The organism is Chroococcidiopsis thermalis PCC 7203, assembly GCF_000317125.1.
GTDB classification, from domain to species: Bacteria; Cyanobacteriota; Cyanobacteriia; order Cyanobacteriales; family Chroococcidiopsidaceae; genus Chroococcidiopsis; species Chroococcidiopsis thermalis.
In genome coordinates this window covers 4,788,378-4,800,398 of sequence record NC_019695.1, presented here as the reverse complement: position 1 = coordinate 4,800,398, position 12,021 = coordinate 4,788,378, and the positions used below count along the sequence as shown (strand labels likewise).

The window sequence follows — 12,021 nt, the reverse complement described above, 5'->3', positions numbered from 1 at the left end:
CATACTGGGAGACGGGGAGCCTCTAACTATTACAGTGACACAGCGGTTACTACTTCGGGGCACGATTCAATCGTTGTTTCATCTGACAGGACGGCAAACAGAAAGCTTTTTGGAGTCGTTGTTTATAGTGATGAGAATTGAGTTGGCAGCGTCCGACAAAGCACATTTAGTTACAAAGTAGAAGGCTAATCACCGCATCATTAAAGGTGAGGCGTGACTTTCTCTTATTCATGCAACAAAGTCCTTGAAAGACCTCTTCATCTATACTTACATCCTTACTTGTGTAGGACTACCGAAGGTGCTAGAGTGAAACTAAAGAAATATGTTTAGAAAGTTAATTCCGCAATTCTCTTTTGTCTGAGCCAACCGGAGAGATCGGGAAAGGGAGTCTAGATATGACTGAATTTGTGCAACAAAAAATAGCGTCAAAAGAAACTGGTGTAAATCAGGAGCATTCATTAACAGTAGGAACATCTGCCGGTTTGGTATGGTTTACAGCATCCCAGCAGTGGATGGAACTGGAGGGTCACAGTATCACTGCGATCGCTCCAAGCCTGAACGGACTATGGGCGGTGGTTGATGGCGAGTCGGTATGGCATCGCGATTCTGAGGGTGAATGGCAAGTAGTAGCCCCAAGTATTCAAGATTTGCAGTTGAATTGCATTCAGCCACTGAGTGGGAAAGTTCTGGTCGGTACATCTAATGCTCATCTTTTCTGGATTGTAGATGGTGGCATTGAATTCATCCAAAGTTTTGATACAGCTCAAGGGCGAGACGAGTGGTATACACCTTGGGGTGGGTTGCCAGATGTTCGCTCTATGGCAGGAGGACAATCGGGCGAACTTTATGCCAACGTACACGTTGGTGGCATCTTGCGTTCCCAAGATCGCGGACGTTCGTGGCAGCCAACTATCGATTTGCACTGGGATGTTCACCAAGTCATCACTGTTCCAGATCGTCCTGGTGTCGTGCTAGCAGCTACAGCAGAAGGATTGGCTACGAGTACAGATAGAGGCGATACATGGAGCTTGGATCGAGCTAACCTACACTCCACGTACTCCCGCGCTGTTGCTATTTGTGGCGAGACAGTCTTGATAAGTACCTCTAGCGGTCCATCTGGTGCTAAAGCCGCAATTTATCGGCGATCGCTCGACCGAGCGGGGACTTTCGAGAAGTGCGATCGAGGTTTGCCGCAGTGGTTTTCGCACAACATTGATACGGGAAGCCTTGTGGCGTTAAAGGATAGAACTGTTTTTGGTACGAGTAAAGGTCAGATCTTCCTATCAGAGGATGCGGGCTTGACATGGAAACAGTTCGCCTCAGATCTGCCACCAATTCACTGCTTGAATTTTTCATAACGCAGCCACAAACAATCTTTTAGGAAGAGGAATGAATATTGAGAATCTTTTTAGAACTTAGATCTTGCACCAGTACAGATACTCTAGTTGCGAAAGAGTAGGTTTCAATGAGAGAAAAGGGCGTGAAACCAATTGAATGCAAGAACGATGGAAACCCTTCTTGCCCACGCCCAAGGGCTAGTCTACACCCTACTTGATTTGATGCCGAGCCACTATCAACGAGATAGCCTACAAGCCTTGCTGGGATTATTTTTACAAGCTCAAGGACATCCTCTGCCCCAACAATGCAAAACTAAATCAGCCAGTGCCTTAAGTCGGTTTCTCAACGTCTACCCCTGGTCAACTCGTCGGCTGATTCGTAGTACCCGCTCCTTTGTCCTGCAGCAAATTCTGTCACAGCCACGAATTGGACGTAGACCCATCTTACAAGTCATCATCGACTTAACCACCCTAGAAAAACGCGGCAAGTTCAAGCTGTTGGATGGATTAGTGCGAGTCTTCCATAGCAAACGTGGGCTACACCTAGTCGTGATGTATCTAGTAGTGGGTCAATGGCGCGTGCCGTGGAATTTTCGAGTTTACCGAGGGAAAAATCATTCCTCACCAGCACAGTTGGGGCTACGACTTGTACAAAGCTTACCTTCATTGCTGAGTCAACACTTTCAGCTCATGATTTTAGTAGATACAGCCTTTGGTAGTGCCGAATTTTTACATGGTATACGTAAATTAAAATATCACGCCATTGCCGGAGTACGCTGTGACCGCAAGCTACAAGATGGGCGCAATGTTAAGCAACTATGCAGGCGGGGACAACAAGTGCGACTGGTAAAATTAAAGTTTCCAGTTTCACTGTCTTGGTACTATCTCAAGCGTGACGACGGTAGGCTGGAAAAGCGCTTTGTCCTCTCTACCAAACCACTTAAAGCTAGTACTATCAATTACTGGGGCAAAAAGCGTTGGCAGATTGAGGGATGGTTCAAAACTGCTAAACATCGGTTTGGATTAGACCAATTTGGTCAGGGCACATTGCTAGGTGTCTACCGTTGGCTGGTATTGTCACTTTTAGCTTATTTGTTAGCACATTGGGCTTATTTGTCTACTGCATCTACCGACTCACCTGATTGGGGTAAGGCGGCTCAACTGGCACTTGAAGCATTACTGCCTCAACTAGTGGTGTTGCTCCTGCTGCTGGAGAGCAAACGCCTCACACCCCTAGCACGCTCCCTTGGTTTTGACATTCAAATCACTTGCTGCAAGATCTGAGTAGAATGAACTTCAGTTCTAATTTAAGAGGATAGGAGTTATGACAGATCGAAAACAAGAGAAAGTCACCTCTGAAGTTCAACAAAAAGTGGCACCAGAAGTAGAAGTGAAATCTCCTGCGGTCGAGGACAGTGAAAACCCAGAAGATCCTATTTCAGAAGCAGGTGAAGTTCCTAAAACGGGTGATGCGCCTGCTGATTGATAGAACTTTTCGCGTCTTCACGTCTCGATCCGTTCTCCGATCGCAAGGTGTAAATGTCAGAAATGGCGATCGCGTTACGATCCGCAATTCATCTAGTAACTACAGTGCTTCTTCTGGTACTGTATGCATTTTCTAGCAAATGACTTGCCAAAAAAGTAAATAAAGTAGCTACAACTGTAAGCGATCGCCGTTAGCAAAATTTCAATTAGTTACTCGATCGATAATGTCTCATCGCAGGTGTAACGTGTTCTGCTTCTGTGTCGCGATTCACCGCTGAATGTTGTACCGTAAGTACGGAGCAGGGAGCGTGATGCAGGACGTAGTTGCTGACACTACCCATAAACAATTCGCTCAAACCAGAGTGACCCCGACGACCCATAATAATTAAGTCAGCTTGCCAATTTCGCGCAAACTCGCAGACAGTACGGCTAGGACTACCAGCTATCTGACTAAACTCCGTTTTCACTCCCGCCGCAGTTGCTTCATCTGTAAAACTTTGCAGCATTTCCAGTCCTTTATTTGCAAACTCGTCCCATCGCTGGCGCTGCATTTGGATGATTTCGCTACTCATCCCATATCCCTGATAGTAGTCTGCATGGGACATCATATAAATATCTGGGCTACCCTCTTCTTCAGCAGAGAGTACGTGTAATAGCATGACGCTAGCATTAAGTGCCTTTGCTAAGCCTAGTGCTTCCTCAAAAACGCTGCGATTAAGACTAGAAGTATCGAGCGCTACTAATATTTTTTGAAACATATGAAGTTACCTCCAAATGTATTGTTGGTAATTGGTAATTGGTTACTGTTCTCTACCCATTTACAAACTTAGTAAAAAACTTTGAGGAAGTTGTGAGGATGTTAAACGGAATTTACCCAATTCACTTTTTTATCTATTGCAACACCATCCAAAATTGTATGTCCCTTGTAACTGTTAGCCTGAGATTGAATAACAATATAGACCAAATCTTCATTTAAAATATTTCTAAGAGTTCTCTCGCCATCAGGATCGACTCGTACTACTGTTCCTTCACTGATGGGAAAAATCTCACCATCAATTTGAAATTCACCTTCACCTTGAAGGAAGAGATAAACTTCTTCATTTTGCTTGTGTTTGTGGTAGAAAGGAATTGCTGCTTTTGCTGGTAGCTTATTGAAGGAGATTTCACAACTTGTTAAATCTACAATTTGCTTAATAAATAACTTGCCTTCAACTTCAATTACTCTTGATGGTAGTTGAAAGGAGAAATGATGTAGCTGCGACAACTTACCTATATTAGCTACAGTAAAGTTTTCACCATGCTTTGTTTTATAGTCAAATGCTGTCATATTTTTGACTCCTTTTGAGACTTTAAGTTCTGCTAGCAATAACTTCTATTTCGACTTTGGCTCCCTTGGCTAATGCATTTACACCAATGGTCGATCGCGCTGGAGGATCGAGATCGAAATAGCGGGCATAAACTTCATTGACGGATACAAAATCATTCATATCGGTCAAGAAAATAGTTGTCTTTACTACGTCTCGTAACTGTAAACCAGCGGCATCCAAAATCACTTGAATGTTCTGCATCAAATAATCAGTTTGTTCTGCCGCTGATTCTGAAAATACTGCATCGTTTTTAGCATCGTATGCAAGTTGTCCCGAACAAAATACTAAACTTCCTGTATCGATCGCTTGAGAATAGGCTTTTACAGGAATTGCTACATCTGGCGCATACACAACTCGTTTAGGCATAGATATCAATTAATAGAAACAGACAGGTCTGTATTGTTACTGCCATTAGAAGATGTAACAGACAGGTCTGTATCATGTCAATAGGGAGATACCAATGCTATGCCCTGATGAGATGCCAAGATGAAGAGAAAACAATGTCAAGCGATCGCAAAACCTCAACCCGCCAGAAGATTCTAGAAGTTGCTGACAATCTGTTCTACCGCGAAGGAATTCGGGCAGTAGGAGTAGATACAATTATTGCTCAGTCAGGAGTTGCCAAAACGACGCTATACCGCTACTTTCCTTCTAAGGATGACTTAGTGGTGGCGTACTTAGAGGAACGTCAAAACAGCTTCAAGCGATTATTTGAAATTGCGATCGCCCGATACCCAAACGAGCCGAAACAGCAGATAATTGCTTTATTTGCCTGGTTAGACAAGTATTTGACAAAACCCGAATGTTACGGTTGTCCGTTCTTGGTGACAGCATCGGAGTTACCGGAACTAGAACATCCGGCGCATCAATTAGCTGTATCTAATAGGATAGCAATTCGCGATCGCCTCGTGTCTTTAGCTGAAGCAGTGGGAGTAGACAACCCTCAACAGTTAGGCGTTCATCTCCTGCTATTAATTGACGGTGCATTTACCCAAAGGCGGTTATTTGGAATCGAAGGTTTTGATGTAAGATTGAAACCTATTGTTGCTCAATTAGTCGATGGTAATGGGTAATGGGTAATTGGTCATTTGTCATTGGGTAAGAAGTATTTTCACGCACCACGACGCGGCTTTATTAGCGAAGACGCTTCGCCAACCGGAGCACGCGGAAGTCGAGGTTTCCTCGACATTGGAGCCGCGTCCCGCTTCACCACGCACCACTCTCTACTGATAACTGAATTGACTACGCAATTTTCCTTCCAAGTTTCCACTCGTTGCAGCCAAACTAAAGCCCGTGTAGGTGTCTTTTACACTCCTCATGGTGCGGTTGAAACTCCCCGCTTTATGCCCGTAGGGACGCTGGCAAATGTGAAAACCGTCACTCCCACACAACTTCAGGAAACAGGGGCGCAGATGGTTTTGGCAAATACCTATCACTTGCATTTGCAACCAGGGGAAAGGATTGTCGAAAAAGCTGGGGGATTACACCAGTTCATGCGCTGGAATCAACCAATCTTGACTGATTCTGGCGGTTTTCAGGTTTTCAGTTTGAGCGAAATGCGGCAGATTACCGATGATGGGGTAATATTTCGATCGCCTCATGACGGACAGATGATTAATTTAACCCCAGAGCGATCGATCCAAATCCAAAATGCTTTGGGTGCTGATGTGATTATGGCATTTGATGAATGCCCCCCCTATCCCGCCAGTCGTGAGGAGGTAGAAGCAGCGACACAAAGGACATACCGCTGGCTAGAACGTTGTATTAGCGCCCACCAGCGCCCCGATCAGGCGTTATTTGGTATCGTCCAAGGGGGAGTCTACCCAGATTTACGGGCGGCGGCGGCTGAGGCTTTGGCAGGGTTAGATTTGCCCGGATATGCGATTGGTGGCGTGAGTGTAGGGGAACCACCAGAACTGATTGCCAAGATCGTACAAGCGACAACTCCCATGCTACCAGTAGATAAGCCTAGATATTTGATGGGGGTAGGCACGTATAAAGAAATGGCACAAGCGATCGCGTCTGGTATGGATCTATTTGACTGCGTGATTCCTACACGCCTTGCCCGTCATGGCGCAGCTTTGGTAAAGGGGGAACGGTGGAATTTAAAAAATTCTCAATATCGGGAAGATTTTCAACCTTTAGATGAAACTTGTCCTTGTTACACTTGCCAAAATTTCACGCGGGCGTATATTTCTCATTTGGTGCGATCGCAAGAAATTTTAGCTTATACTCTGTTGACCATTCATAATATTACAGAATTAGTTCGGTTTACCCAAAAGATTCGAGAGGCAATAATTAGCGATCGCTTTACGACAGAATTTGCTCAGTGGTTGAGTTAGCAGATCGGCACGTTAATAAAACGATAGGGGCGCACAGCTGTGCGCCCCTACTAAATATATTTCTAAATTTTTAAAGAATATCCCCTAATTCTTATGAGAAGAATTGCTGGATCGCTGCAAAAATATTAAGATTATTATTTTTATTATTCAAAATTTTGTTTATTTTATGGTGCTGGTATCCAGCAAAATTATTGTATGAATTGTTAACAATCGACCAAGATAGTTTAGGTTGTAAGGGATGGGGATGTAGCTATGCAGTTGGATGGCTTGGTCTAGTCATGCTCGTAACAAGTAGTATTTTTATTATGATTGGCACGGTTTTGGTTGGGTTAGAGTGGAAAAACAAGACATGGAGGATTATTTTAGGACTTGCTACATTTACATCTAGCATTCCTTTGTTATTATTTTTTATTTTAATTATTTGGGCTAATACTTTTAAATAAAACTAAAAATAGAATTTCAATGTATGGTGGGCAATGCCCACCTGACGATTAAAGACAGATGAAGACAGAGTCAATATAAATGTACATGGGCTGAGCCAAAAGAACTAACACCAATTACCAATTACCAATTACCAATTACTAAGATTTTTTATATGACGCTACGCAAACCATTCGCAATTGGTTTAGTTGCCACAACTGCGATCGCCACTTTAACTATTGTTGCCCGCACTTTTTCCCAGACGAATCAAAGTACTAGCCTTGATACTGGAAATGTTATTTTTCTGCATCCCGATGGTACGAGTGCTGCCCATTGGGGAGCTGCCCGTTTTCTCAATTACGGTTCCGATGGTAGGCTGAATTGGGATCGCATGTCTCATCTTGGTGTCTATTTAGGACACATGAAAAATCAGCTGACTGCCACTTCTAATGCTGGCGCTGTGACTCATGCTACGGGAGTGAAAGTAGATGCTGACTCCTACGGCTTAGACGAAACTGGAAAGCCAATGACGGCGCTTTCAGGCAAGCCACAGACAATTATGCAAGAAGCGATCGCCCAAGGTATTCCAACAGCAATTATTAACTCTGGTATTATTAGCGAACCTGGTACTGGTGCTTTCTTAGCTAAGGTAAAAAATCGTCAAGCACACGCAGAGATTACCAAACAAATTGTTGAGTCTGGCGTAGATATCATTTTGGGTGGTGGAGAAATTTGGTATCTTCCTAAAGAAAAAACTGGACGACACGCTAAGTCAGGTAAACGAGAAGACGGCGTAAATCTAATCGATCTAGCAAAACGTAAAGGTTACACAGTGGTATACAACCGCGAGGAACTATTGAAACTACCCACTAACACCAAAAAAGTTTTAGGCATATTTGCAGCTGAAGATACTTACAACGATGAACCAGAAGAGGATTTGAAAAAGCAAAAGCTACCGTTGTATGTCGAGAGTGCGCCAACTGCGGCAGAAATGTTACAAACAACGCTGAGGGTTTTATCTAATAGATCGAAACCCTTTTTTATCGTTCAAGAGGAGGAAGGAACGGATAACTTTTCTAATTACAACAATGCTAAAGGCTGTCTCGAAGCCATGAAACGGGCAGATGATGCAGTTGGGGTAGCAATGAAGTTTATCGAGCAAAATCCCAATACTATGTTATTAACAGCCGCAGATAGCGATGCTAGCGGGTTAGAAGTCATTGGCGAACAGATAAGCAATATGCCACTGAACCAGCCTTTACCTCCTAGACAGAAAAATGGCGCACCTTTGGATGGTAGAGATGGTACAGGTACGTTACCTTTTGTTTCTGCACCCGACGCTAGAGGACAGCGTTTTCCATTTGCGATCGCCTGGACTGGTTTTGCCGACAATGCCGGATCGATTGTTGCCAAAGCACACGGAATGAACGCTGCAAGGATGCAACCTACTATAGATAATACTGAGATTTATAGATTGATGTATAGAAGTTTATTTACTAAAACTTTGCCGTCCAGCTCTCCTTAAAAGTGCTATCTTGTGAGGCAGAGATCGTACCTGCCTTGCGATCGCCTCTAGCTTAATTATTTTTTTAACTAACGAATGGTTATCTAGTTTTAAGCTAAAAGAAGTTAGTCAAAATTTGCCTGCGTTTAGTAAAGATTTATCAAGTTTTATGGGCTTACCTTTGCATGTGCCGAATCGCAGTACTAGATGACGATCGCAATTGGTGCATGGCACTTCAGCGTTTTTTAAAAAACACCTTTGAAGTGTCTATTTTCAACGATGCTACCTCGCTCATCGAAGATTTGATTCAAGATGTGCGGCAGTATGACTTAATTATGGTCGATCTGTCTCTGCCACCCGATGCTTACGGAGAAATTGACGGGCGGAAATTTATTCGCTATATCAGAGAAGTTTTACTAGAACCTCCCATTCTCGTGTTAGTGACCGCATTTATTGGAAAAAATGAATTGAATAGTGGCGAGATTTTCTGTAAAGAAGCTGATGCTTTCTTAGCTAAAGATGCAGGGTTAGATGAGATTTCACGGCAATTGCAACAATTATTGGTAAATAGGTAATCAGTTATCAGTGAATAGGGAGCAGGGAGCAGGGAGCAGGGAGCAGGGAGCTGAGGGGGCTGAGAGAGTGACCAGTGAAGAAAGGGTGTGGGAAGTGTTGGAAGTATGGGAAATGCGGGAGGACACTCAAAGAATTTTCGAGAGCGCTCTCCCTTGTCCCCCTTGTCTTCCTTGTCCCCCTTATCCTCTTATCCTCTCGACTCCCGACTTTCAAAAATATGCGTCATAAAAAACATCCAAATCGAGCGGGACTGAACCGAAATTCTCTGTTAAATCGGATTACGAATCGCATCCATCAATCTTTGGAACTACAGCAGATTCTCTCTGTTGCAGTGCAGGAGATTCGGGCATTTTTACAAATAGATAGAGTCAAAGTTTATAAATTTCATCCTGATGGAACGGGACAAGTGATTGCTGAAGCGATCGCGGCAAAGCGTTTACCATCTTTGCTAGGGTTGCACTTTCCCGCAGATGATATTCCTGCCCACGCACGGGAGATGTTTGTCAAAATTGGGGCGCGATCGATTGTGGACGTTCCCCAACAACAGATTAGCCTCAGCTATTTAAAATCTCCCCAAACTACAGGAGATTTGACGTTAGAGGAAGTTCAGCAAAGAACCGTTACAGAAATTCTCCAACGCCCCGTCGATCCTTGTCACGTCGAATATCTCACAGCTATGGGGGTGCAGTCTTCCCTAGTCATCCCAATTCTTCACGATTGCCAGTTGTGGGGACTGCTGGCTTGTCACCACGCGCAACCAAAAACTTTTCGTCAGGAACAATTAGACGTGGTGCGACTCGTGGTAGAACACCTCGCGATCGCAATTTCTCAATCTCAACTATTGACGCAAGCACGCGAAAGAGCTATTCGCCAAGAATTAATCAACAAAATTTCAACTCTGCTTCACTCTCCCCACTCAATTCAAACAATTTTACAAATTGCTCTTGAAAGTATTGTCAACAGCGTTGATGGTTCTGGTGGCAGACTATATCTTTGTCCTACAGGGCAAGCACAAATCACAGAAATTTATACCGATAAAGCCCAACCTCAAGGGATGTTGGAGAACGCTCCATTTTGGCAACAGTTGATGGCTGGTGTTGGTAGAAACCCCCAGCACGGGTATGTGGCGATCGCCAATCTTTATCAAGCACCGGAGTTACTAGAAGTTGCTCCTGCCTTTCAAACTACGAATATCCGCAGCCTATTTGTTATGCCCTTGCATTATGGTAGTGAAACCTTGGGTTGCCTGACCATTTTCCGCGATGCGATCGATACTGATATTACCTGGGCGGGAAGATTCGATCCTGACGAACGTATTTCCAGAGTGAGGCATTCTTTTGAGGCTTGGCGAGAATTAAAACGAGGACAAAGCAAAGAATGGACGAGTTCGGAAATAGAATTAGTCCAAGCCCTAGCCAATCATCTCTCACTTGCCGTCATGCAGCACCGATTACATGAATACGAACGACAACAGAGGCAATTGTTAGAAAGACGTAATCAAGAACTAAAGACTGCCCGCACCCTGGCAGAAGAAGCCAATCGCCTCAAATCAGATTTTCTCTCCTCCACCAGTCATGAATTACGTACGCCTTTAGCAGCCACGCTTAATTATTTGAAATTGCTCAAAGAAGGACTTTACTACAACGAAGTAGAGTTAAAAGAATACATTCAAATTGCCTATCAATCAGCAGAAAATCTCGTCACCTTAATTAACGATATTCTCGACCTGGCAAAAATTGAAGCCGGAAGATTGGTGATGCATTGGGAAGAATTTGAGCTAATGCCTCTATTGACAGAACTACAACGTTTATTTCAAATTGAGAGCAATTGCAAGGGTATTCCTTTAAGCATTGATTGTCAAGTGGAGCGGATTTATGCCGATAAATTCCGACTGCGACAAGTCCTAACTAACCTCTTGGCTAACGCTTTTAAATTTACTGAAACCGGACAAGTTTGCATTCGAGCAATTACCAAAACTGACGAACCAGCAATTGAAATTTCGGTAACTGATACTGGAATTGGGATCGAACCAAGCCAAGCAGCAGTATTATTTGAGCCTTTTGTCCAAGCAGACGGTTCGGTGAAACGGCGCTATGGAGGTACGGGATTAGGCTTAACCGTCTGTCAGCGTTTAGTAGAACTGATGGGAGGAAAAATCTGTCTAGAGAGTGCGGGTTTAGGACAAGGCACGAAAGTTACTTTTACTCTTCCTGTGAGACAAGGGAGTAGGGAGTAGGGAGTAGGGAGGGACAAGGGGGGACAAGGGGGGACAAGGGGGGACAAGGGGGGACAAGGGGGACAAGGGGGACAAGGGAGACAAGGGGGACAAGGGAGCAACTACCAATTACCCATTACCCATTACCACTTTCCGTTGATAACTGATAACTGATAACTGTATATAATTGCGATCGCGCTCTAATTTTTTTTCGTAGCCTGCTTGAATATTCTCTTAGTTGATGACGATTACACATTGGCTCGCAGCACTGCCAAGCTCTTGCAACGTCTGGGGGGTCATTACGTTTACATTACGGACGATCCAGCAGAAATCTTTCAGCGCTGTCAGACGCAAGCAGTTGATTTGGTAATTATGGATATTAATTTGCCAGACGCACAGTGGCAAGGTCAAGCTGTTAGTGGTGCTGATATTTCGCGCGTGTTAAAAAATCAAGCGCAAACAGCCCAAATTCCGATTATTCTCGTGACAGCTTACGCTTTGGCAGGCGAACGTCAATTTCTGCTGGCTGCTTCCCAAGCTGACGAGTTCGTGGCTAAGCCGATTACTGACTACAACTCTTTTCTAAACCTCATTCGTTACCTTGCGAGTAGTAAGTAGTTATCAGTTATCAGTTATCAATAGACCTCCTGCGTGAATACTTGAATTGTCATCCACACGCGAAGCGAAACATCTGGGAGATTCTTCACTACACTGCGTTGCGTACCCTTCGGGAAGGCTTCGCCAACAGAATGACATCCATGATTTTTTGATTCAT

At 44.0% G+C, this 12,021-nt stretch carries 14 protein-coding genes; 11 read left to right on the top strand and 3 right to left on the bottom strand.

Annotated elements, in window-relative coordinates:
* Positions 1 to 395: 395 nt before the first annotated feature.
* The 4 genes from CHRO_RS20745 (at position 396) to CHRO_RS32685 (ending at position 2,959) form a co-directional block, all read left to right on the top strand.
* On the top strand, positions 396 to 1,358 hold the full coding sequence (locus CHRO_RS20745) for a WD40/YVTN/BNR-like repeat-containing protein (RefSeq protein WP_015156183.1): 963 nt from the start codon (positions 396 to 398) through the stop codon (positions 1,356 to 1,358).
* 147 nt (positions 1,359 to 1,505) lie between these two features.
* Positions 1,506 to 2,621 (top strand): IS701 family transposase, encoded by a 1,116-nt coding sequence (locus tag CHRO_RS20740; RefSeq protein WP_015152474.1) that lies wholly within the window; start codon positions 1,506 to 1,508, stop codon positions 2,619 to 2,621.
* 40 nt (positions 2,622 to 2,661) lie between these two features.
* Complete coding sequence (locus CHRO_RS32690; RefSeq protein WP_015156182.1) at positions 2,662 to 2,823, top strand: hypothetical protein; 162 nt, start codon at positions 2,662 to 2,664, stop codon at positions 2,821 to 2,823.
* The gene (locus CHRO_RS32685; RefSeq protein WP_181824213.1) at positions 2,786 to 2,959 is read left to right on the top strand and encodes a hypothetical protein; all 174 of its coding nucleotides are present in this window, start codon (positions 2,786 to 2,788) and stop codon (positions 2,957 to 2,959) included. The genes CHRO_RS32690 and CHRO_RS32685 overlap by 38 nt, the downstream gene beginning before the upstream one ends.
* Before the next feature lie 69 nt (positions 2,960 to 3,028).
* Here the strand turns inward: CHRO_RS32685 and CHRO_RS20735 are convergent, their stop codons facing one another.
* The 3 genes from CHRO_RS20735 to CHRO_RS20725 form a co-directional block, all read right to left on the bottom strand.
* On the bottom strand, positions 3,029 to 3,580 hold the full coding sequence (locus CHRO_RS20735; RefSeq protein WP_015156181.1) for a universal stress protein: 552 nt from the start codon (positions 3,578 to 3,580) through the stop codon (positions 3,029 to 3,031).
* A gap of 101 nt (positions 3,581 to 3,681) precedes the next feature.
* Positions 3,682 to 4,149 carry a cupin domain-containing protein gene (locus CHRO_RS20730; RefSeq protein ID WP_015156180.1) on the bottom strand — a complete coding sequence of 156 codons (468 nt, stop codon included), beginning with the start codon at positions 4,147 to 4,149 and terminating at the stop codon, positions 3,682 to 3,684.
* A 22-nt stretch (positions 4,150 to 4,171) separates the two neighbouring features.
* Positions 4,172 to 4,555: a Rid family detoxifying hydrolase gene (locus CHRO_RS20725; protein ID WP_015156179.1), complete on the bottom strand. Its 384-nt coding sequence runs from the start codon at positions 4,553 to 4,555 to the stop codon at positions 4,172 to 4,174.
* A gap of 74 nt (positions 4,556 to 4,629) precedes the next feature.
* Here CHRO_RS20725 and CHRO_RS20720 point away from each other — a divergent pair, with 74 nt between their 5' ends.
* The 7 genes from CHRO_RS20720 (at position 4,630) to CHRO_RS20685 (ending at position 11,864) form a co-directional block, all read left to right on the top strand.
* Complete coding sequence (locus tag CHRO_RS20720) at positions 4,630 to 5,262, top strand: TetR/AcrR family transcriptional regulator (RefSeq protein ID WP_015156178.1); 633 nt, start codon at positions 4,630 to 4,632, stop codon at positions 5,260 to 5,262.
* A 165-nt stretch (positions 5,263 to 5,427) separates the two neighbouring features.
* Entirely contained in the window at positions 5,428 to 6,531 is a 1,104-nt protein-coding gene (gene tgt / locus CHRO_RS20715; RefSeq protein ID WP_041462565.1) for a tRNA guanosine(34) transglycosylase Tgt, read from the top strand.
* A 595-nt stretch (positions 6,532 to 7,126) separates the two neighbouring features.
* Positions 7,127 to 8,476: an alkaline phosphatase gene (locus CHRO_RS20705; RefSeq protein ID WP_015156175.1), complete on the top strand. Its 1,350-nt coding sequence runs from the start codon at positions 7,127 to 7,129 to the stop codon at positions 8,474 to 8,476.
* Between the two features lie 164 nt (positions 8,477 to 8,640).
* Positions 8,641 to 9,030 (top strand): response regulator, encoded by a 390-nt coding sequence (locus CHRO_RS20700; protein ID WP_015156174.1) that lies wholly within the window; start codon positions 8,641 to 8,643, stop codon positions 9,028 to 9,030.
* 10 nt (positions 9,031 to 9,040) lie between these two features.
* Entirely contained in the window at positions 9,041 to 9,259 is a 219-nt protein-coding gene (locus CHRO_RS20695; RefSeq protein WP_041462564.1) for a hypothetical protein, read from the top strand.
* The gene (locus tag CHRO_RS20690) at positions 9,249 to 11,267 is read left to right on the top strand and encodes an ATP-binding protein (RefSeq protein ID WP_015156173.1); all 2,019 of its coding nucleotides are present in this window, start codon (positions 9,249 to 9,251) and stop codon (positions 11,265 to 11,267) included. The genes CHRO_RS20695 and CHRO_RS20690 overlap by 11 nt, the downstream gene beginning before the upstream one ends.
* Positions 11,268 to 11,468: 201 nt before the next feature.
* Positions 11,469 to 11,864: a response regulator gene (locus tag CHRO_RS20685; RefSeq protein WP_015156172.1), complete on the top strand. Its 396-nt coding sequence runs from the start codon at positions 11,469 to 11,471 to the stop codon at positions 11,862 to 11,864.
* Positions 11,865 to 12,021: the final 157 nt, after the last annotated feature.

What these genes read in the sequence shown, in the direction of transcription:
- CHRO_RS20700 (WP_015156174.1), top strand. Translation starts at nt 8,641, where the DNA reads ATGTGCCGAATCGCAGTACTAGATGACGATCGCAATTGGTGCATGGCA.
- CHRO_RS20730 (WP_015156180.1), bottom strand. Translation starts at nt 4,149, where the DNA reads ATGACAGCATTTGACTATAAAACAAAGCATGGTGAAAACTTTACTGTA.
- CHRO_RS20705 (WP_015156175.1), top strand. Translation starts at nt 7,127, where the DNA reads ATGACGCTACGCAAACCATTCGCAATTGGTTTAGTTGCCACAACTGCG.
- CHRO_RS20725 (WP_015156179.1), bottom strand. Translation starts at nt 4,555, where the DNA reads ATGCCTAAACGAGTTGTGTATGCGCCAGATGTAGCAATTCCTGTAAAA.
- CHRO_RS20690 (WP_015156173.1), top strand. Translation starts at nt 9,249, where the DNA reads ATGCGTCATAAAAAACATCCAAATCGAGCGGGACTGAACCGAAATTCT.
- CHRO_RS20720 (WP_015156178.1), top strand. Translation starts at nt 4,630, where the DNA reads ATGTCAATAGGGAGATACCAATGCTATGCCCTGATGAGATGCCAAGAT.
- CHRO_RS20745 (WP_015156183.1), top strand. Translation starts at nt 396, where the DNA reads ATGACTGAATTTGTGCAACAAAAAATAGCGTCAAAAGAAACTGGTGTA.
- CHRO_RS20740 (WP_015152474.1), top strand. Translation starts at nt 1,506, where the DNA reads ATGGAAACCCTTCTTGCCCACGCCCAAGGGCTAGTCTACACCCTACTT.
- CHRO_RS20735 (WP_015156181.1), bottom strand. Translation starts at nt 3,580, where the DNA reads ATGTTTCAAAAAATATTAGTAGCGCTCGATACTTCTAGTCTTAATCGC.
- CHRO_RS32690 (WP_015156182.1), top strand. Translation starts at nt 2,662, where the DNA reads ATGACAGATCGAAAACAAGAGAAAGTCACCTCTGAAGTTCAACAAAAA.